We start from the raw sequence: 22,093 nt of genomic DNA, 5'->3' as shown, positions 1-22,093 counted from the left end.
TGCACAAGTCCCTCTCGGGGACTTGCTGCACTCCAGCGGCGCTTTTGCGCTACCACAAGTCCCTCTCGGGGACTTGCTACGTTCCGGCGGCGCGATTGCGCTACCACAATAAATAAGCCGGGCTTGACGACCAAGCCCGGCTTCTCCTTTTATTTAAATGACCAGCAGTTCAGACTCAGACTGCCGTATTGATAAGCTTGAAATAATCGCTGCGCCTGACGGCCGTTATCCGCCGCCCCCATCGCATAGAACAATGGCGCGAAATGCTCCGTTCCGTAAGATGGCACGGCTTCACGGGCGTGGGGTGCTTTCTTGTCGTAGGCAAACAGCTCAGGCAGATTCCAATCGGCCAGTTGAGCCCCGATCCACTCATCGAACGCCACAGCCCAAGCATCCGGCTCCTCGCTCTGGTGGACCATGCGCAGGTTGTGCACCAAACCGCCGCTGCCGATGATCAGTATACCTTCCTCACGCAGCTCCGCTAGCATCACGCCAATCGCGTACTGCTCTTTGGGTGAACGCTTGGAATCGACAGATAGTGCCACTACCGGAATATCCGCATTCGGATACATCATCTGCAAGATCACCCATACGCCATGATCGAGTCCACGGCCATGTACCGCCTGGGCTTGCAGATTCCCCGCCTCGAACCTGCGGGCTATGTCTTCAGCAAGCGCTGAACTGCCCGGTGCAGGATACTTAATTCGGTACATCTCCTCTGGGAAACCATAAAAATCGTGCATCGTCTCATGCTTCTCATCGCCGGTTAGCCGCTGATTCGGCTCATCCCAGTGCGCGGAGAATACGGCGATGGCCTTAGGAACCGGCAACTCCCGTCCCAGGTCGGTCAGGAAACGGGTGTACTCGTTCTCCTCCATGGCCATCATCGGCGAACCATGGGCAATGAATAGAGCGGGTAACGTCATTGATGCCACCTCCAGCTTCAATATCAAGGGACATCTCTATTGTAACGTTAAACCGCCCAAGATGCCAAGTAACTTACTAGATCATCCAATGCTGCCACTCCTGCTCGATCTGCACTTGCTCACCCAGCCAATTCCGAGTGCGCTCCAGCAGCAACTCGCGCTGCGGTCCGGCGGAATACGTATGATCTGCCTGAAAAATAATCTCCTTATCGCAGCGGCCTTCCGGACGCATCCAGAACACCTTCTGGAACAGGAATGCATAGTCGACTGGAATGACCTCATCCGAGGTGCCGTGCACCACGAGTACGTTGCCCGAGAACTTGATCGCCTCCTGGAACGGCTGTCCCTGCGCCAAGGAATCGAAGAATACGGGCGTGAATTCATAACCGAGATAGTCGGCCGAACCCGAATTGACGGAAGTATCATACACGTCTCTTCCTGTGATTTTGACAATGTCATTGAATGGATAGCCTACCGCTGACCAGAGAACCAGCTGTTTCACGCGCCGATCGCGGACCGCCGTCTGTAGAGCTACCGCGCCGCCCAGGCTATGTCCCACCAGCGTAATGCGCTTCGAATCGACGTCAGCACAGCTGAGTCCATACTCCAGCACCGTCCGCGTCTGGGCAATCATGGACTCCAAGCCTTCGCTGCCATAGTTGCCGGAACTCTCGCCACAGCCGATATAATCAAAGCGAATGACCATGTTGCCATCCTCTGCAAAGGCACGCGCCGCCTTCACGAATAACCGGTCCACGCCAATCCGGCTCCCCACGAAGCCGTGGCAGATAATCACGAGCGGGACCCTGCGACAGCCGTTGCCTTGATCCCCCGCTTCCGGCGGGTAATGTATAGTCGCTGTCAGCTCCTCCTGTTGATGACGGATCGTAATTTGTCGCTCCATGTCCAGTCCTCCTCGAAATGCGCAATGTTAATATTAATAATTCCGATAAGTTTAATATGGATTAATCTTATCACCGTATAAATAGATTGTCAACGAGGGTTACTGAGCCTGCAGCGGCTATTAAATAACCGGCGAACTCACCGTAACTTAACGCCATTGATCACACTAACTTGCATGGCAAGATGGTCTGTCGTATGATATATTGCATTGCAAGCTAGCAGGCCATCTGATCCTTTTTATGAACAAAACTTCGAATCAAGCGATCCTTTTCACTCGTGCCTAGCCTACTATGCTCTAACTCGATACATCAGTCAGTCGATGCACAACTATCGCATGCCCTACATCGTTTCCGTCCCATGAACCTGTGCGTCCAATTACCTTGTATTACCATATAGTTAGGAGGCATACCCATCGATGACGACCCAGAGTCAGATGCTAAAAGGTATTCTCGAAGGCTGCATACTCGCCCTCATGGAAGACCGCGAAATATACGGTTATGAGTTAAGTACGCTCCTGGAAGACAGCGGGCTTCACTTTGTAAGCGAAGGCAGCATCTATCCATTGCTGCTGCGGATGCAGAAGGAACAACTGATCGCGGGCACGATCCGGCCAGCTCCCGGCGCAGGGGGCCCGCCGCGCAAATACTATCAGCTGACCGATAAAGGCCGGGACGTTCTGCTGCAATTCAAACGACATTGGGGAACACTGAAAGAGAGCGTCGATCACATCTTAACATCCGGAGGATAACCGTAATGAATACGAAACAGATGATTAAACAGAACAACAAGCTTCAAGATGAAATGACACCGAGCAATCTGGATTACTACCAGGATATGGTTGTCTATATTCGTAGCAGTGCCATTCAGGAAGCCAAGGGTGAGGAGCTGCTGCTAGAGTTGGCCGAACATCTGCTCGAAGCGCAGGCCAAGGGCAAGACGGCGCAGGAGGTATTTGGCGACGACCCGAAAGCTACTGTCAGGAACTCGTAGAGCATCTGCCCAGAATGAAAGGCTTAAGCAGCTTGCAGCATCACCTGATGATCCCCTGGATTGCACTCACATGGTTCTTCTTCGTGCAAGCGCTGGTCGGCTTCATAACGATCTGGGCGGGCGGCCCCGTCGAACGGATGACACAGATTCGCATCTCCACGCTCGTTCTGATTGCAGGCGGCTCGTACGTCCTGATCCATGCCCTATTACGCTGGATGAAGAACGATACGTTTCAGCCCGAGAACGAGCAGCGCAAAATCAATGTGCGTGATATGGGGATCTATGTGGCCATTACCGTCGCCATTCTGATCGTAGGCGTGTTCCTCGGACGACTGCTCCCAGTGCTGACGGTAGCTCCTTGGGTTAGCCTTGTTATTTTTCTAGTCGGAATCGCCGGGACGAAATTCCTGTTTTCGAGCAAATAATACAAACTCGTCATTCGCCCGGCAGCAATAAATGATAGGATAAGGGTAATGTGTGGTAAAAGGAGGAAATAATATTATGAAAGCCAACAAATCCGCGGCAGCCGCCATTCTCGCACTTACCCTCACTCTTCCTGCTGGGATTCTATCTACTATTAATGCTGCTGACGCGGCACCTGTCAATGAAGCGGAAGCCACGCAAGGGGCTGCATCTTCAAACAAAGCAACCGCCTTTGGCAATGCCGTCTACAACAAAGCGACGAAGTTATTGAAAGAACAAGACGTCGCCTATGCCAAAGCGTATATTACCAAGCATATCCGCAGTGTCACGCCGTATCAGGCAACCATGCTGGTCTTGAAGCTGGAGAACGCCATCGATAAGGCACTCTCAGCCAAAACGGATGCGATCTATAAGATTGGCATTCAGGACGAACTGATGAAGCTGTACAAGTACGGTGAATCGATTCAAACCACAATTAACAAAATAAAGAATGACGCCCTGAAACAGATGCTGATCAATCTACGAGATGGCGGCTACAAGCTGCATACAACCGAAGGGGTTGTGTTCCCCATTGTCGACTATAAGAGCCTGGAGATCTACAAGCCTTACATCAATCAAGATATCCGAGCCTATATCGACATCATGGTCGTTGAATCCGAGAAAGTCGCCGTTAACGATGGCGCCCTGGTGATTTCTTGGTCCGAAGTGATTCAGCGTGGCGTAGCCCAGGAGAATTTTCTGCAATCCTATCCTAAATCCAACCGCGTGGCGGACGTAGAGCGCATGCTTCGCTTCACCGAATTAAGCCTGTTCTATGGCTACAATAACACGCCGCTGTTTATGTATGAGAACAATCAACTCGACCCGAAGGCGCGTCAGGCGCTGGACAAGGCGTTAGCGGGCAAGGATGTTGCCGACCACGCTTTCCTGAGCAAATTGAAAGAATGGTCTGATGTGCTCAAAGCTAACCAAGACCGCTTAACAGAGGAAGTCCAGCAACATCGGTCCAAGGCCGTGCCGCTCGACGTATGATCTGATCCAACCCATAGCTTATTCCACGTAAAAATGGCGTGCATCGGGACTCTACCCTGTGCACGCCATTCTTGTTAAATCAGCAGATTGAACAGATTCATATTCTTGTTCAGCTCGGTATAATCCAAACCCTTACGCTGCATCCGCTCCACCAACGGTCCATAATCCTCCGGTCTGAGGAGCTCGATGCCAACCAGCGCCGGCCCGTCTTCCTTGTTATGCTTCTTGGTATATTCGAACCGGGCGATATCATCATCCGGCCCCAGCACTTCTGCGAGGAATTCCCGCAGCGCCCCCGCACGCTGCGGAAAGTTGATCATGAAATAATGCTTCAATCCTTCATAGATCAAGGAACGCTCCTTGATCTCCTGCATCCGGTCAATATCGTTATTGCCGCCGCTGATGATGCAGACCACCGTCTTCCCGCGGATCAGGTCACGATTCATATCAAGCGCTGCCACAGGCAGCGACCCGGCCGGCTCCACGACAATCGCATTCTCGTTGTACAGCTCCAGAATCGTTGTGCACGCTTTGCCTTCCGGTACCGTGACGATATCGTCGACCAATTCATTGCATATCTCATAGGTGAGCTGGCCCACTCGTTTTACCGCGGCCCCGTCGACAAACTTGTCGATTTCGTTCATGGTCACGACTTCGCCCTGGTTCTTCGACTGGATCATCGATGCCGCCCCAAGCGGTTCGACCCCGATCACTTGCGTAGCCGGACTAACCGTCTTCACGTACGTCGCCACGCCTGCTGCGAGCCCGCCGCCGCCGATCGTGACAAACATATAATCGGCTGGCGCATCCAGTTCCTCCATAACCTCCATGCCAATCGTTCCGTTACCGGCGATGATCTTCGCCTGGTCGAACGGATGAATAAAGGCCATGCCGTACTCCTCGCATGCCTTAATCGCCTCGTCGTAAGCATCATCGAACGTATCGCCTGTAAGGATAACCTCAACGCTGCCGCCGCCGAAGCGCTTGACCTGCTTCACCTTCTGGTTCGGGGTCGTGCTCGGCATATAGATTTTCCCCTGAATATTAAGTGCATTGCAGGAGAAAGCCACGCCTTGCGCGTGGTTCCCGGCACTTGCGCACACAATGCCCTTATTGCGCTCTTCCTCGGACAGATTGCGAATCATATTGTAGGCTCCCCGAATCTTGAAGGAGCGGACCACTTGCAAATCTTCGCGCTTTAGATAAACGTCGCAATCATATTTGGCCGATAATACAGCATCTCGCTGCAGCGGTGTCCGCACAATGACTTCGCGCAGCACGTGGTGTGCACGTACGATGTCCTCCATGCTAACTGCTTGTTTCGTTGTATGCGTCTCTTCCATTCTCCCGATCACACTCCACTTCGCTGCCAGGTATGCGTTCATTCATCCTGCTGACTATATATCTCTTCTTTCATTGTATCATTTTTTTTGAAAATATCTCGCCCTTTTCTGACTGTTTTCACACACAGCGCATTAAGCCTAGTCGGTTTCTTGCATCTCGCGGTCCCTCTGCAATCATGCGAGGTAGCATGGCACAGGGCTAATCTATATAAAAATCAGGGCTGGGGAAACACCCCAACCCTGATTGTATGACACGCTGCGTCTATTCCATAATAAGCTCCATCGTTTTCCCCGAAACGGTCAAGATCTCCACCTTATTCTCGTCAATACTGACACCAAGCTCATCGAGCGCGGGACTGCCATACCCGACAACGGAAGAGTCTTCAAAATCGCAGCCTGCCGGTTCTCCATATACAGCCGATATGATCCAATGTGTTCCTGGCGCCAGCTTGACCCTTAGGGTCGGAATGACCGTTCGAGGATGCAGCAGGTTGGTATTCGCTTGCGCATGGATGACCTCCGCGTCATCATAACCGAGAAGGCTGCGCACCGCGCTCGTTCCCCAAACGGTGGCGGCGGAAGCCTCCGTCCCATTCGTCGTTACCTTACAACCATCATCGCCGATTCCAACGGCAAAACCTCCCTCGGCAGCATCCAGCACCCTCGCCGTGCGGAGTCGATGAATGCGGATATGCCAAGGTAGTCCCGCTACGATCCACGTGGACACCTCGACATCCGCCCATGGTCTCCATCTGGCATAGAGCACATGATCTTGAATCCATGACTCCTCCGCACGCCGTTTGGCTCGAAAGAGCTGATCGCCTTCACTTAAGGCAAGCATCGAATCATAGGCTCCTTGAGCGAGCCCCCATTCGGCTCTTGGAACACTGAAGGCGAACGCACTGGAGTAGACGAATTTCTCATATTTCGCCGACGTATGCGTATGTTCATTCGTCGTAGGATGACCTGTATTAAAGGCAGCGGCATGCCCGGTTTCCAATTGACGGCATACGACGAGATGAGCAGGCTTCTGTACCGAAATGCGCTCCAATGCGGGCAGCTCCCCTTCCGGCTGCATCCAGAAAGGATGCTCCTCCGGCAGGGCCAATATTAGAAAAGTCTTCAACGCCCAATACGAAGAGCCGGGAGAATTGTAATTCTCCGACATGATCTGATTCGGATACGCATACCCAACCGTCAATATCCCTTCCCGATCCAACATCGGCTGCTGAAGCCACCATCTAAGATTCCGAAGCACAAGTCCCTTCATGATCCCTGGCGAATACGCATCCAGCCCAGCGAAAGCCGCCGCCGACCAGAAGGCTGACTGTGCGAAACGGTAAGTCAGGCTGCGACCATAAGGAATGGCTGCCCCATCAGGGGCATGCCAATGGATAAAGTCCTTGGCAAAAGCAGCCGACCGCAGCATATAGCGCTCCGCCCGTATCGGATCTTCATCCCCCATCAGCTTCGCATAGAGAAGGCTGTAATAATGGATGCCGAATGGACCATAATAATCGCAATGGCCGCCTGGACCATCGCTGTACCAGCCGTCGGCCAGATAGAAGTCGTCGATGCGTTCCAGATTCCGCTCCATCTGCTCCGCATCGTAAGGCAAGCCTGCTTGATGAAACCCGACATTGACAAGCACCTGGAAGAACAGCCAATTGCAATCGTAACAAGGATGCTGATTGATCTGGTTCAGCCATGCATACAGATTGGAACGCTCCTGCTTACTAAGCGGACCCCAAATCCGATCCGGCACCAAGGCCAGCGCCAGACCGAATACAGCCATCTCCACGAGCCGCTGGTCATAATCCGACACTGCGCCCCAATACTCTTCGTGATCCGGATCGGTACCCGCCCGAATTCCATCCAGCATAACTCCCACTGCTGCTCGAACTCCCCGCCGGCTACAGCGGGTACGAGCCCCCATAACACGCGGGAGAAGCCCTCCATTTCCGCGATATCCGCGGAGTAAGCCGCACTCGCCTGGCCGATGGACAAGCGGGCCCGGCCCTTGCTGTAATAAGGCTGCAAAGGCAGAAGCAATTCTCCGAGCGCTACTTGCACGTCCTTCCTGCTCCGCAGTGGATTAAAAGCGACCGGATGATACATCGTACCGAGAGGATGCCGCTGAATCTTATGCTGGTCCATACCTAGACTCCTTCCTTGATAGACAAGTTCGATCCTATTCCCAGTAGAAAGGCCCCTTCTCACTCAGCCGTGCCAAGCCTTCCACAAAGAAAAAGTCGCCGTAGATTAGCGGCACGTCGATGTTCTGCCCTTCCGGATAATGGCTGGTGCCATGCAGAATCAGCCCCTCCTCTTCATCGTTGTCCCAGGCTCCATAATTGCGGTACAGCGACTCCAGCATCCGCAGCGCGGATTGGCGATACAACGCGCCTTCCCCAGCATCCACCTTGTCAGCCAGCAGCAGCAAGCCGCTGGCGGCGCAAGCGCCTGCCGAGGAATCACGGTAGGTCCGCGCCTCATCCGGTGCCCGGAAATCCCAGAGCGGAACATGATCGTCCGGCAGATTCGCCAGGAAGAAATGGGCGACCGTCTTGGCCGTGTCCAGGTACATCGGCTTGCCCGTGTGATGATAGGCCAGTGTCAGGCCGTAAATCGCCCACGCCGTTCCTCTGGACCAGGCCGATTCCGGTGCAAAGCCCTGTCCCCCAATCCCTTCCAAGCGCTCACCGGTATTCGGATCATATCGCACGATATGATAGACCGAGCCGTCCGCGCGGACGAAGTCTCTGACTACCGTGTCCATATGGGCTTCCGCTATATGCCGATACCGCGGATCGCCGCTAATCTCGGAAGCGAGGAACAAAAGCGGCATATTCATGGCGCAGTCGATAATGGCCAGACCTGCATTGTCCTCCCTCTCAGACCAGGGGTTCCACGCCCGAATGTATTGACCCTTGATATTGAAGCGCGCGGCCAGGTAGTTCGCTGCCTTAAGAGCACGCACCTTAGACGCTTCATTTCCGGTTAGCTTATAGGCAGCGATGCTCGTAAGGGTCCACATGAAACCAAGATCATGGTCCAGTCTCACATAATCGTTCAGTACCTCATCCAGCTTAAGTTCACAGCGCTCGGCGGCCTCTCTTAGTTCCGGCTCACCGCTGTCGTTATAGAGCAGCCATAGCAGGCCCGGCCAGAAGCCAGCCGTCCACCAGTGCGGTGCCTCCAATTGATAGCGCCCGTTCTGGCTCGCATGCGGGAACCCATCCCCGATGCGTCGTACATTCCGCTGTGTTTTCTGAAGCGACTTTACCCACGCTTCCGTCAACCAATCCAATGCCACCGCTGTCTTCATTTCTCCTCTACTCCCTTCAATGACGCATATTCAAATCGCATATCCATACTGACGTCCATGCCCGGCTGCTTCATATGAAGATCGACCGAGTACCAAGCGGCATTAGCGCCGTGATGATCACGGAACCAATGCTCTTGGATATCCGCGTCCACTTGTGCACCGTCATAATGAATGACAAGCCCGCCGCCAAGTTTAACGAGATTCACGCCGTCAACCAAGCACCGCTCCGGTCTCCATCTAGTAACAATTCGCTCCGTCAAGCAGCCCGGGGTCTCCCTGAACTCGAAGCGATCCTGAATTCGCAGTTCTGGCCTTGCACCTTGTTTATTCCACTGGAACTCTCTCGTATACTTGCGAAGCAGCGGTACACGGTAAGCCGAAGTCAGATCCAGCTTCAACATGACCTGCTTCTCCCCGGTCACAGCGTCCAGCACGACCGCGCGACTGCTTCCGCCCGCTTCCTGGTAATGTCCGTCAATGATCGGAACCGAATGCCCTTGCGAACCGTTGCAGTCGTAGCCGTATCTCCCCTCTCCAAAATAATCCACCGTATACTCGCCGCAGCCAAGGTCTGCGCACCAGATCGCGCCGGCTCCATACAGAATGAAATGCCCCAGATCATTATGGTTGTGCGGCTCGGCATTATGACCACCCTTGGCTGCGAAGGCATAACCTTCGCCCTCATGCTGTACTCTGGAGATCATCCACTGCGCATCGGGCAAATAATAGTCTGCCTCTGCCCAATCCTGGCCTTGCTGCCCGGGGTCTCGCCATATCCAATTGCGTAAGGCAGGTGCCCAGCGGCTGCAGTGATCTTCAACATACGGGGCTCGAAGATGCTCCAGCGGCACGTCGATGTCCTCATAACGTGCGGCCAATCGGTGCGATAGACCAATATGTAAACTCCCCTCCGGCGAAGAATCGGAGAAATTCGCCACATGCTTCCCGCCAAGGTAACAGCTTTGCTGAAACGCCGCGATCCTGCCCACCTTCTCTTTCCCGAACCAGTCGATCTCCCCGTTACTACGCTGTTTAAGCAGATCGGCGTAATACACAAAATATCCGAACCCGTAATTCCAATACCCGAGCCCTTCCAGGCAAGCCCCGTCGCTGCCGAAGCCTTGTAGGTAATAGTCCATGCTCTGCTGCGATTTAAGCAGAATCTCCTTCAGCCGATCACGGTCGTCAAGCAGAAGCAGTGCCGCAGCGCCGATCGAGCCCGCGCATACCGCCGACCAATTATGAGTGGCCGTCTCCCAGCCGAACGTATGCCGCAGGTAAGGATCAAATAACCTCCGCGACACTTCATCGTGGATGCGCGACACGAGCAAGGGCGGCAAATCCCCTCCGAGCAGCACCCGGATTTCGCTTAGCGCGAAGCCCGTCTCCGCGCTGAATAAGTCGATGGTCTCCCTTATCTCTGCCGCAGATTCCGTGCCTAGATGCGCTGGCAGGCACCATGTGAATTCGTCGCATATCGCCCACAGCATCTCGTCTCGCGCCTGACGATACGTACCCGCATCAGGCTCCAGCAGCGTTAGCAAGGTGAACGTATTCAATCGTCGCCTGCGCTCGAAATAGACACGCTCATACTCCAGTCTCGTTCCCTGCCGTGCATACACGGTGAACAAATCATAAGTAAGCAGCGGCATCGGTTGGTTCAGGAGTCGCTTCCCCTCCTCTCGGAGCTGTACCCCATCTGCTTCGTAGCTGGCGTTATGCCGTACTTCTTCCCAGAATGAGCATCCGTCCCCATTCGGATAATACAAAGAGGCGTCCGCCGGAACTATCCGATTCATGAGAGAATCCAGCTTAAGTTCCCAGCCGTGCATCATCTCTTACCTCCCCTCTCATCCTTCAAGATCTCTCCCTGAACTCGCTTGGCGTTGCACCTGAGTTGGCCTTGAACGTCTTAATGAAATAACTTACGTTGTCATATGCAAGACCCTCACAGATCTCGGCCACGGTCCGTCCGGTTTGACGAAGCTGCTCCTTGGCCCGTTCCATCTTCATCCGCGTCACATACTCAATAAAAGTAACCCCCGTCTCCTTCTTGAACATCCGGCTGAAATAACTGGAATTCAGATGAAGGAATCCGGCGACCTCATCCAGCGTGATCCGCTGATGCAGCCGGAGCGATACGTATTTGCATGCCTCGGCGACCTCCGCTCTGCGACTGCCTGCGAACCCGCTGCTCAAGCGCTGGGCCATCGCATCCATATGGATGATCAACCAAGTGCGCAGTTCGTTCAAGGAATCCATCCCGACCATTTCCTTATGCAGGGTATCGGCCGTATAAGATGGCGACAACGATTGCAATAACTGGAGCTTCAGCTTCAGATCGAGCAGTAGCTTAAGCAGCCAATCCTTTACCGTTTCCGGCGCATATCCGTTGCTGCGGATGAACGAGATCCATCGCTCAATCGCTTGATGTGTAGCATGGCACGCTTCTTCGCCGAGCAATGCGTCCCGCAGCTCCGAACTGGCTTGATCATAGTAGGCAAACAGATCGCCATGTCCCTGCCCTTCTTCATCTCGAAAGGCTGCTTTCACGGCTTGGCCCGGCTCGAGATAGAACCGCTGTTCTTCGTTGCCAAGCAGTTGATTCAGCACCGCCTTGAGCGAGCTTGGATCATCGCACGGATGACCGATCACAAACGACATGCGTACCTTGAGTACTCGTTCAAGGACGGACTGTATACGCTGAAGACCGGCTGACACCTCGGCGTATATATTAAACTTCAAACCCGGCTTACACGTGAACAATAGCAGTGACGTCTTCACGTCATAACCGATATGCACCGCTTCCGGCTTTAACTCGTGCAGCACCTCGCGCAGCACATTGCCGATAGCGAAATGCAGGGTCTGGTCCGAAGCAAATCGCTGTTTAATGATTCGAAAGTCCTCCACGTAACCGATCACGGGCAGGCAGTGGTTATCCTGAGCCAGCACCCCATATTCCAGCCATTCCCGCTGCCATTGCTCCGACGATAACAAGGGCTGATGTATAAAGTTCTTCAGACGCTGCTCCTTGCGCAGCTCCCGCGTTTCATCCACCAGATGGGTCAGTCGCGAACGCTCCCAGCCCTGCTGGGTCTCCTCATCGATGGATCGTTTGAAACGCAACAGCAGCTCGGCTAGTTCCTGCGGGTCCAGCGCATCCTTGAGCAGATAATCTTGCACGTTAAGTCGCATGGCTTGCTGAGCATATTGAAACTCGTTATGGCAAGAGAGGATCGCGATTCTCACATCCGCCTTCACCTCTTTAATGCGAGCCGACAGCTCCAGCCCGTTCATCCTCGGCATGCCAATGTCCGTAATCAGAATATCCGGCGGTGCCAGCCGGGCATGCTCCCATGCACTCCAGCCATTCTCATAACTGCCCATCAGATTCAGTCCCAGCTCGCTCCAAGCAATGTGCTCGGATAACAATTCGATAACCGGGTAATCATCGTCCACCAGCATTACGTTATACATCGGCATCGACCTTCCCTCTCTCAGGTATGAGCATTTCGACCACCGTTCCTTGACCGGGCTTACTATAAACCTTGCACTGATACCGCTCCCCGAACACCATCCGCATGCGCTCCATCACATTCTGCAGCCCAATGCGGGAGAAGCTGCCGCCCATCGCCTCATCCTTCGCTATCACCGAAGGCAGGTTCTCCAGCTTCCGGGTGATGGACTCCAATACCTTGTCGTCCATGCCAACCCCGTCATCCTGGACGCTAAGCCTAATCCCTGATGGCTGCATCTCTGCCGTGATCTCAACCGTCCCCGCCTGCCTGTGCAATCCATGGATAAGGGCATTCTCAACGATCGGCTGCAGAAACAACCGCGGAACCTTGAATAGCATGGCCTCCGGTGCAATATTCAAGATGAGCCGAATCTCCTCCTTCTGCCGCAGATTCATCAGTGCCACATAATGCGAGATCAGCTCAATCTCCTCGTGCAGATCGATCTCATCTTCTTCCCGGCTGATGGTCATGCGCAGCAGCATCGATAGAGAGCCGATCATTTGAGCGCTGTCGCGGTCCCCGCGTTTCATGACCTTCATCCGAATGGAATTCAGCACATTGAATAGAAAGTGCGGATGGATCTGCGCCTGCAGCATTTTCAGCTCCGCGGTACGTTTGCGGTTCTGATTGTCGGATATTTCGGCGATCATCCGCTTGAACCGCTCCAGCATATCATCGAATAAGTGGCCTAACCGGCCGATCTCGTCATTGCCGTTTATGTTCGAGCGAACCTCCAGATTCCCGCGTTGAACTGCCGTTACAACCTTACCGAGACGGACGAGCGGTCTTGTGAACGTGCGCACCAGGCTGATCAACAGCAGCATGAAGATCAGGAAGAAGCACATCTGAAACATAAACACCCGCGTAAAAATAGCGTTGATATTCACGATCGCATCCTTGTACGGCTGCATCAGCACCAATCGCCATCCAGCCGACGGGATGTCCTGCTGTACCATCAGATACTTCTCTCCGTTCATCGGCACAATCGAATACGGTTCGGAACTTCCGTCGTTCATATAGTCGAACGTACTGCCGATATCCTCCGGATGACTGCTTGACACAATCGTCCCTTGTTCATCGAGCATCAGCACATCACTGCCGTCGGAGAGCGAGTTGAATATGCCGCTGATCTGATCTTCCGTAAAGGTGACGATGACGTAACCGTAGATCTCCGAATCCGGAAGCCGCAATGTGCGTACGACCGACAATTGATACGGACGATCGATCCGATCGGAGCGGAATACGGTCTCTTCCGGTCCCGTCCACAACGATTCCAATCCCCTCAACTCACGAATGCCCGCGAACCAAGATTGTTCCCGGTATTCCAATGGATTGTAATCGCTTACGGAATAGTTCATGTAATAGGACCCGTTCGTAAGCAATACCGTCACATAACTATGCTCGCCGACCACGGTCAAGCTGTCCAGCAGCTCAAGCACCCGATGGGATTCGATAAACCGGCGATATGGGTCCTCATCCTCATTGCCGGAGGCCACTTGTTTGAAATACGAGTTCAGTGTCGAATTCACTTGAATGTAGTTCGCGATATTCAGCTTGCTCAAGAGCAGATTCGTGACCGAACCGCGAACGAGTTGCAGTGCATCTTCGGCATTGGAGACGGCCTGCTGCTTCAGCGCTTCCTTCGTCAACGAATTGTACAGAATCAGGCTAACAATCGCCGGTACGACAATGCACACAATCGAAGCTGCGACTAGCTTATGGCGGATCGATCCGGACACGAATCGTTGCAGGCGTTCAAGCATAGGGTTCACCTCGGGCAAATAACGTCCAAATCTTTAAGATTGCCTTTCCTTACGACAAAAGGGGCGAAAGCTCGCCCCTGACTTTTTCATTATTATACCAGATCATTTTTTGTTCGAATCGATAATTTTGTTCACCCGTTCCTGCACGCTCTGGATCGTGGCATCGATATCTTGATTACCGAGAATCAGCTTCTCGTATTCCTCATTCACCGCTTCGTATACCTCGGCCTGATAAGACGATGGAGGAACGATAGCCGAAGCCTTTGATACAACCAACGTATCCACCAAGGATGGTTTGTCGACCTTCTCAGGGCTCTTGGTGCCCGACAGAATCGTATCGATAATCTCTTCCACCTGATCGTTCTTCACTTGCTGCCAGGAAGGAATGTTCTTGCCCTGCACGATCTGTCCTTCCGTGGTATACCAGCGGACGAATTTATAAGCTTCTTCCTTATGCTTCGACTTCGCGGCTACCGCCAAATAATCGGTGGATACCGAGGTGAGGCCGATCGGATCCGCTGCATTATTTTTCGGGTAAGGGGCAACGGCTACATTAAATTCTAGCGGCACTTTGTCGGTTCCGCCGATCTCGGTATTCATCCAGCTTCCAATCGTAATCATGCTCGCCGACTGGTTGAAGAACTGGGTGCGGTAGTTCAGCTTCTGCGAGATGATATCCGTATACGGAACCGAGGATTGATCCTCTTGCTCCATCTTCAATCTCAGTTCCAGTGTCTCCCGAAAGGTCGGATTGTCCAGATTGGAAGAGCCGTCGGCTTTGAGGAAATCGGCGTCCTGCGGCTGGTTCGCCATCTTCAGCTTCAGGAACTCCATCCATCCGCCGCCCTGCGGACCGTGGAAGTAGGTGCCATAACGCTTGGTCGCTCCTTCCCCTTGGGTCAGCTTCAGGGCATACTCGGCATAGTCATCCCAGGTCCAGTCTGTCGGAACCGGCAGGCCCGCCTCATCGAGATGATCCTTGTTCAGCAGTACGTACCATGGGTTAAATTTACCCGGCAGCGCATACACTTTTCCATCCAGATGCGTATCCACCTTATAATCCGTCTCGACGCTGTATCCGTCTTTCGCTATATATTCATCAAGCGGTTCGGCCATGCCAAGCGCCACACGCTGGGCATACCCGGCAGGATCGCTGAACATCAGGATATCCATCTGAGCGGAAGAGGCCGCTTCAAGGTCCATCTTCTTCATCGCTTCCTGGCTGTCGCCTTTCTCGCTTAGCTGGACCAGTTCGATGGTCACGCCGGGCGTGATGTCCTGATAGGCTTGAATGGTCTTCTTCCAATTGTAAGCTTCCTCCGTGCCATGAGTGTACAACCTGAGATTCACCGCTTCCCCTCCGGCTGCCCCCTCATTGTCAGTGCCGCTCGCTTCGTTCCCCGCTGCGCCGCAGCCGGACAACAGACCCAGCACCATCGCCCCGGCAAGCAGGCCGCTCCACCATTTCTTGTTCGTCATCATTTCAATAACCCTCCCCAAATGGATAATCAATCATTGTATGGATTATGGCCATCTTGATGTCGTTACTTAGCCCTTCACCCCGCCGAGCGCAATCCCTTCGATAACGCTCTTCTGCCCGATGATGAACACGATCAGCAGCGGGAATATCGCCGATACGGCGGCAGCCATGATCAGTGAATAGAACTCTCCGCTCAAGGACGTGAATTTCTGCATCGCCAGCGGAATCGTGAACAGTCCATCCGTGCGCAGGAAGATCAGCGGATTCTGATAGTCATTCCAGGTCCAGATAAACCGGAGAATGGCATACGTCGCAACGGCCGGCTTCACGAGTGGAAGCGCGATCGACCAGAATATGCGCGGATGGCTCGCCCCGTCGATTTTGGCGGATTCGATGAACTCCTGGTGCACGCCCATGAAGAACTGCCTGAGCATGAACGTTCCGAGCACGCTGAAGCTGCCCAGCATAATCAAGCCGAAGTGATTGTCGAACAGCCCGATATTGCGATACAGGATAAACTGCGGAATGAGAATCGCTTGGCCCGGGATCATATAGGTCACCAGCACGATCATGAACAGCCAGTTCCCGGCGGCGAACCGAATCTTCGAGAACCCGTACGCAGCCAGCGCAGATACCATACAGGAAATAACGGTCGTCAGCACGCTTACTTTGATGGAGTTCCAATAATAGAGGTAGAAGGGATAGTCTCCGAACCAGACCTCTCGATAATTCGCGGCAGCATTCCACTCGCGGGGAATCCACTGGATCGGATACACAAACACGTCCCGCTCCACTTTAAACGACGTAATCAGCATCCATATGAACGGCAGCAAGAACAGCAGGCTGATGCCGAACATGAGGATCGTTACGATGAGTCTGCGCCAGTCCAGGCCAATCCGAGTTTCCACGCCAGCGTCCCTCCCTTCCTAGTAATTGACCCATTTCTTCTGAGCCGCCCATTGACCTAACGTAATCAGCATGACGAATCCGAACAGGACAGCGGCGATCGAGGAAGCATAACCTACTTTCAGGTTCACGAATGCCGTATCGTAGAGATACCATACCATCATCGTCGTTGAACCGATTGGCCCGCCCTGCGTCATCACGGCAATAATATCGAATACCTTGAACGTGGAGATGATGCCCGTCACCATTAGGAAAAAGGAAGTCGGCGAGAGCAGCGGCAGCGTAATCCTCCTGAACTTCGTCCACGCGTTAGCCCCATCAATATCCGCCGCCTCATACAGATCCTTGGGAATCGACTGCAATCCCGCGATATAGATAATCAGATTGAATCCGATGGAGATCCAGATCGTGATCAGCATGATGGACACTAGGGCGAAGTTCGGATCGGCAATCCACTTCGGTGGATTCGAGAAGCCGATGCTGCGCAGCAGCTCATTGATCGGTCCGTAGGAGGGCTGGAACAGAACCTGCCATACGACGGCAACCGCCACGATATTCGAGATGTAGGGCATGAAGTAAGCTACCTTGAAGTACCCCTTCATATACACGACTCGATCGATCCATATCGCAAGCAGCATGGAGATGATCATGTAGACAGGTACCGTAAGCAGGAACAAGACGTTGTTCCGTACGGATTTGATGAAGATGTCATCTTCCAGCAATCGCTGAAAGTTCTGCAGCCCCACCCAGCGGATGCCGTCCCAGCCCTGTACAAAATTCCAGTCGGCGAAGCCCAGCACGAGCGTCGCTACGATCGGGAACAGGACCAGCACCGTTACTCCGAGCAGCATCGGACTTACGAATACGAAGCCCCATAGCGTCTCCCCGCGCTTCAATGATTGTCCTTCCTTGCGCCTGTCTGTTAACTGCGGACCTCGCTTGGCGATGGATTGTATCGTTCGCGCCATGTCTGAACACCTCGATTATTTTTCGATGGCTCAAGTATAAAAAAAATACCGCCAACAAGTTGACGGTATTTTGATCATATACACGTTAATTTTTACTTCCTTGACTCACTTGGAACTTTTCTTTGAACCAAGCAGCCGCCATTCCGACTTCCGAACGGCTTAGCTGATGTCCGCCGTTCTCCCAGTGAAGTTTCACGTCCGCACCGGCACCGAGCAACAGCGCATGCAGATCCTCGCTTTCCTGCGGCGTGCACATCGGATCGAGTCGACCTGCCGCAATGAATACGGGAACCCCGCTAAGGTCTGGCAGCTTGTGGTCCCGCAGTGGAACCATCGGGTGATGAAGAACGGCCCCTTGCAGCGCATCGCCATAATGGAACAGCAGACTGGCCGCGATATTGGCGCCGTTGGAATATCCGATCGCTAAGACTCGGGTGCGATCGAAGCCGTATTCCACTGCCGCCCAGTCCAGGAACTGGCCTAGATCATGGGTTCTCTGCACAAGGTCCTCCACGTCGAATACCCCTTCTGCGAGTCGCCGGAAAAATCGCGGCATTCCGTTCTCCAGCACGTTGCCGCGTACGCCAAGCACGTTCGATGCGGGAGAGATCAGCTCCGCAAGCGGCAGCAAGTCCTCTTCATTTCCTCCTGTGCCGTGTAATAAGAGTAACGTCGGGGCTTCCTCGGAAGTCCCCTGACGGAAAATATGTGTATGCTCCATATCGTTCGCTCCCTTGTCTTATCATTTGGGATTATTCTTCCCTCTTCCATCCGTCTACGTATCATTCAGGATATCCGATCAAGCCGTCACCCATGTACAATATCTTTAAATTAAGATTCTTTTGTTTACATCATACCATCTTGAGCCAAAAAAGCAACCTCTGCCGTGATGTATGATGTATCGATTCGTAAGGCAAACCAACCGTCCTCGGCAATGAACCGGGGACGGTTGGTAAAGTCGCGTCAATCGCGCCATCATTGTGTTAAGCTTCCTGTTCCTGAACGCCGGCATAAATATCGATGATGCATTCTTGCTCGTGTACTTCCGCGAACTGCAAGAAATTCTCACGGGCAATACGAACCCCGCCTGCGCGGTAGCGGTTGGCAACGACATCCGTCGGCGCTGTCCGTCCGTTAATCTTGACGCGGGTATTACCGGCAGAATCCAGATGATAACGGAAAATAACCGGTCGGTCGGCATAGGCAAACCGGAATTCCAGACCGTCTAACGTCAGCGGCAGAACCGGATCGATCACCAGGTCTCCGCCCGCTTCGCGAATGCCGAGCGCATGGGAGATCAACTGATTCATATAGATTCCCGGGCCGCTGGAATAAATGCGCCAGCCTCCTTTGACCGGCACGCGCCCGCTGCGCAGCGCTTCGAATCCATCCTGCGCCTCATACCGCGTATTGAACTTCCCATCCGAGCTGCTGAAATAGGCGTTGCTCTGACGCAGCTCCGCATTCGGCACCTCCTCGGCAAGGCCGATCGGGTTTATGCGCGCAAGACCGCTCCACACTTCATGATGCTTGCCGAGCTTGGCCATGGCCTCAACGTAACGGATATGCGCATGCACATATTGCAGGCCGACCTCCCGGCCGAAATTGGCTGCCTGCTCCGCACGCTTAAAGTGCTTGCTGACGCCGCCCGCATAGACGGCTGGACGATTCATCAGCCGCACGCCGTCCGGACAGAACAGCTGCTCGCGAATCAGCTCATAATGGCTTTCCGCCTGCTCGGGCGTGAGCAGCTCGCTGATCATGCTACGCGTCATCGGGAGCAGCCGATACGTGATTCCCGTCTCTTGATCGGATGGATGCAGCAAGAATCTGCTCTCCTCTTTGTTCTCCATATAGACAAACCCGGGAATTACTCCCGTGTTCAGGATATACGTATTAAAGTCCCGCTGGATGCCTTCGGCCAGGCTTGCCATCGCTGCGGACAGCGCCTGATCCTCCGCCGCCATAACGCGGGAGAACTGGGTCAGGGCTTGATACGTCAACGCAACCGTCCAACTGCTGACCATGAACTGCTTCAGCTGGGCGTTAGCCGGCTGCAAGGTATCATCCCAATCCCCGTCGCCATAAGAAGACAGATGGGTATCATGGAGAAAATGCTGCTGAATATAAGTTATCTGCTGCTTCACATGCTCCAACACCGGGTACGAACGCTCCGTGAAATCGAAGCCCTGCTTCCTTGTGTACGGTACGGACGCCTCCAGTATGCCGTAATCGTTCGTGGCCGCCAGATAATCGCCGAGCACCTTGAGCGGCCAGACGATGATGTCGCCGTGGCTCTCCTCCTGCTGGATATGGGCGTACCGATCGAACATGAACCACTGTGGCCAGTTTCCGTCGTCTTCGTATTGGTGGGCGTAAACCTCAAGCAGGATATCGCGGACCGGCTCGTACTTATGGGTGGCCATGAAATATTCCACGGGTCCCTGACATACGTCGCGCGTGCCCCAAGCCGCGCCGCCGTATTGCTCCAGGCCATGCGGTACCGAATAGTGCACCAGCATATTATGCGTGTACCACCAGGCCAACGCGTTGACCTTGAACAAGCCGTCATCCTGCCCGCTGTTCATGCCCAGACGGAATCCGTTCATCACGGAGGCTAGAAACGCACGGTAACCTGCCATTTCTTCTTCGGCTGTCCGAGCGGCAAGCGGAGCATTCGCAGCTTCCAGACATCCTTGCACCGTCATGGCCCACTCCGCGCTCTGGCCAAGATCGAGCACAGCCAGTGAGGCGCTGCCAGGCAAGGTGCCGCTTACCAGAAGGGTTTCGTCCTGGACCTTTAATTCCGTACCTGTCACACCAAGTCGATAATGCAGGTTCGGATACACGTCAGCGCTGAGCGAAGCCGAATCGGCGCGGAACGTGAGGACTCCCCCGTCCTGGCTCATGTGGAACGGAACCTCGTACTCGTTGACGTTCATCGTGACCTGCATGGTGACCAGATAGCGGTAGAGTCTACCGCTATCTGAGCGTACCTGGAGCGTAGCCTCCGGTGCGGTGGCGGATGTGAAGTTCGTGATGATCAGCGTATCGCTTGCGGTCTTGTAATACCAGCGAACATAGTTGAACCCGATCTCGAACACGGACGGCATCGTCAAGAGACGATAGGTCCCATCCATATCCACGTAGATTCGCAGTCCGGACGTCTTAGGCACATTGAGCGCATTGCGGGCATGGCTGATCATTTTATTGAAATTCGTATTCCCCGTGACCAACTGCGAATGAAACACACCATACATGTAGGCGGTGGTCGTCATAACAGGGCTGCCCAGCTTGACGTTGTTTCCACTCATCAGAATATGGCCGTGCGGACGCTCTACACGCAGCTCTTTTTCCTTCAGGACGATATGCTCATACGTATCCGTGAAGAACGACAGCAGTGTTTCTCCATCTCGCTCCTCTTGGCGGCGCACAGGATATAAGTCTGCCAACTCGCTTTCCGTCATCGGCACGGTTTGAAGAGGCTCCCCGAAGCGTTTCGCCCACGACATTGTCGGCAATGGATCTCCCTTCTCGTTCCAATCGCGAGAGTCTACCTTCTGCCAGGCAGCATGCAGCTCATCCTGAAATTCCAGTGACCCAACGGCCTCCGGATGATGTTCTTTAAATAAGCCGTAGAATACGAATCGGGAAGTGCCCTTCAGTTCCACGCGAGGGGACTGCAGGGCGGTATAGGCAAACTCGTACTGATATACCTCATTCGGTAAACTCAGCTTGGACAAAACCTCCGCCTGATTGGTCTCTTTATAAGTAAGGCCAAAAAATTGAAAGCCATCCGTAGCATAACCGGCCGCCGAAGTCAGCGCGCCTTGTTGAAGATACGGAAATTCTCCTCGCTGCGGCTGGTTCTGGCGGGAGCACACCACATAACCCCGATCTTCCTTCTGGAAGACGGCGTGATCGATGTATTGGGACAAGTAAGCCTCATTATTGCGAACGGCACCCGGGTCGGCCAAGCCGATATCCTGCCCGTATATAACATCCGCTTGAATCCCCTCTCCCTGGAGCTGAACATCCCAGAACCACATACCTTGTCCGGTCACAATAAACCGCACCGCATAGCTTACGCCCTCGGCGCTTCCCTCCCACAACATCCAGTCATCGCCATATGTGACCACGCTGTTGGAGCGGACCCCGAGCATGGGAACGGCTTCGATGCCGGTTTCAGTATGGATTCTCAAGTAAAGATTCTGGAGCGAGCCGTCGATTGGATTGGAGAGCAACTGATTGATCATCGTCTTGCCGTACACGGCTTGGTAAAGCTCGCCGCTCGGCAGGAAAGAAAATATCAACTCCCCTGCCTGAAGCACGACCTTAGCATTGTTGGTTACATGACGGACCGTCATAATCTCTCACTTCCTATTCTGTATAAATGATGTATGTCTTTGCGGCATTAGCTTGAATCGAAACGTTTCGATTTCTAGAAAAGCAAACTCAGGGCTGGAACGATTCATCCAGCTGGGGGCTGCATGTTACGGTCCAAAAACCCTGC

General features: G+C 53.7%; 16 protein-coding genes and 1 pseudogene. 4 read left to right on the top strand and 13 right to left on the bottom strand.

The genetic code is table 11. The features are described from left to right. Positions 1-149: 149 nt before the first annotated feature. Together JCM10914_RS26155 and JCM10914_RS26150 are read right to left on the bottom strand one after the other, a co-directional pair. Positions 150-926 (bottom strand): class III extradiol ring-cleavage dioxygenase, encoded by a 777-nt coding sequence (locus tag JCM10914_RS26155; protein ID WP_023966696.1) that lies wholly within the window; start codon positions 924-926, stop codon positions 150-152. A 76-nt stretch (positions 927-1,002) separates the two neighbouring features. Beyond that, positions 1,003-1,830 (bottom strand): S9 family peptidase, encoded by an 828-nt coding sequence (locus JCM10914_RS26150; protein ID WP_023966694.1) that lies wholly within the window; start codon positions 1,828-1,830, stop codon positions 1,003-1,005. Between the two features lie 414 nt (positions 1,831-2,244). Here JCM10914_RS26150 and JCM10914_RS26145 point away from each other — a divergent pair, with 414 nt between their 5' ends. From JCM10914_RS26145 to JCM10914_RS26135, 4 genes are all read left to right on the top strand, one after another. After that, on the top strand, positions 2,245-2,577 hold the full coding sequence (locus tag JCM10914_RS26145) for a PadR family transcriptional regulator (RefSeq protein ID WP_023966692.1): 333 nt from the start codon (positions 2,245-2,247) through the stop codon (positions 2,575-2,577). A 5-nt stretch (positions 2,578-2,582) separates the two neighbouring features. Then, positions 2,583-2,819, top strand: a complete 237-nt coding sequence (locus JCM10914_RS31040) for a hypothetical protein (RefSeq protein WP_023966690.1) — start codon at positions 2,583-2,585, stop codon at positions 2,817-2,819. 14 nt (positions 2,820-2,833) lie between these two features. Next, positions 2,834-3,244: a hypothetical protein gene (locus JCM10914_RS31035; protein ID WP_023966687.1), complete on the top strand. Its 411-nt coding sequence runs from the start codon at positions 2,834-2,836 to the stop codon at positions 3,242-3,244. Between the two features lie 76 nt (positions 3,245-3,320). Then, positions 3,321-4,274, top strand: a complete 954-nt coding sequence (locus JCM10914_RS26135) for a hypothetical protein (protein ID WP_023966685.1) — start codon at positions 3,321-3,323, stop codon at positions 4,272-4,274. Positions 4,275-4,348: 74 nt separating this feature from the next. Here JCM10914_RS26135 and ilvA read toward each other — a convergent pair whose 3' ends face one another. The 11 genes and pseudogenes from ilvA to JCM10914_RS26080 all read right to left on the bottom strand — a co-directional run bounded on the left by ilvA (position 4,349) and on the right by JCM10914_RS26080 (position 21,947). Beyond that, entirely contained in the window at positions 4,349-5,617 is a 1,269-nt protein-coding gene (gene ilvA, locus JCM10914_RS26130; RefSeq protein WP_036720234.1) for a threonine ammonia-lyase IlvA, read from the bottom strand. A 262-nt stretch (positions 5,618-5,879) separates the two neighbouring features. Further along, positions 5,880-7,735, bottom strand: a pseudogene (locus JCM10914_RS26125) (DUF2264 domain-containing protein). Positions 7,736-7,808: 73 nt separating this feature from the next. Then, positions 7,809-8,945: a glycoside hydrolase family 88 protein gene (locus JCM10914_RS26120; protein ID WP_023966679.1), complete on the bottom strand. Its 1,137-nt coding sequence runs from the start codon at positions 8,943-8,945 to the stop codon at positions 7,809-7,811. After that, entirely contained in the window at positions 8,942-10,780 is a 1,839-nt protein-coding gene (locus JCM10914_RS26115) for a heparinase II/III family protein (RefSeq protein WP_023966677.1), read from the bottom strand. The genes JCM10914_RS26120 and JCM10914_RS26115 overlap by 4 nt, the downstream gene beginning before the upstream one ends. Positions 10,781-10,802: 22 nt before the next feature. Continuing rightward, positions 10,803-12,422: a helix-turn-helix domain-containing protein gene (locus tag JCM10914_RS26110; RefSeq protein WP_023966675.1), complete on the bottom strand. Its 1,620-nt coding sequence runs from the start codon at positions 12,420-12,422 to the stop codon at positions 10,803-10,805. Then, a complete protein-coding gene (locus JCM10914_RS26105) occupies positions 12,415-14,226 on the bottom strand; it encodes a sensor histidine kinase (protein ID WP_023966673.1) in 1,812 nt (603 codons plus the stop codon). Before JCM10914_RS26105 ends, JCM10914_RS26110 begins: the two co-directional genes overlap by 8 nt. 102 nt (positions 14,227-14,328) lie before the next feature. Beyond that, entirely contained in the window at positions 14,329-15,705 is a 1,377-nt protein-coding gene (locus JCM10914_RS26100; RefSeq protein ID WP_036720230.1) for an ABC transporter substrate-binding protein, read from the bottom strand. A 69-nt stretch (positions 15,706-15,774) separates the two neighbouring features. After that, entirely contained in the window at positions 15,775-16,563 is a 789-nt protein-coding gene (locus JCM10914_RS26095; RefSeq protein ID WP_052019929.1) for a carbohydrate ABC transporter permease, read from the bottom strand. A 69-nt stretch (positions 16,564-16,632) separates the two neighbouring features. Beyond that, positions 16,633-17,580 carry a carbohydrate ABC transporter permease gene (locus JCM10914_RS26090; protein ID WP_023966667.1) on the bottom strand — a complete coding sequence of 316 codons (948 nt, stop codon included), beginning with the start codon at positions 17,578-17,580 and terminating at the stop codon, positions 16,633-16,635. An 85-nt stretch (positions 17,581-17,665) separates the two neighbouring features. Beyond that, positions 17,666-18,301, bottom strand: a complete 636-nt coding sequence (locus tag JCM10914_RS26085; RefSeq protein WP_023966666.1) for an alpha/beta hydrolase — start codon at positions 18,299-18,301, stop codon at positions 17,666-17,668. Between the two features lie 262 nt (positions 18,302-18,563). Continuing rightward, positions 18,564-21,947 (bottom strand): GH36-type glycosyl hydrolase domain-containing protein, encoded by a 3,384-nt coding sequence (locus tag JCM10914_RS26080; RefSeq protein WP_023966664.1) that lies wholly within the window; start codon positions 21,945-21,947, stop codon positions 18,564-18,566. Positions 21,948-22,093: the final 146 nt, after the last annotated feature.

Origin of the sequence: Paenibacillus sp. JCM 10914 (assembly GCF_001315105.1) — a bacterium.
In the GTDB taxonomy this organism is placed as follows: Bacteria; Bacillota; Bacilli; order Paenibacillales; family Paenibacillaceae; genus Paenibacillus_AQ.
The sequence above is the reverse complement of the archived record's forward strand: the minus strand, read 5'-3'. Positions and strand labels throughout refer to the sequence as shown.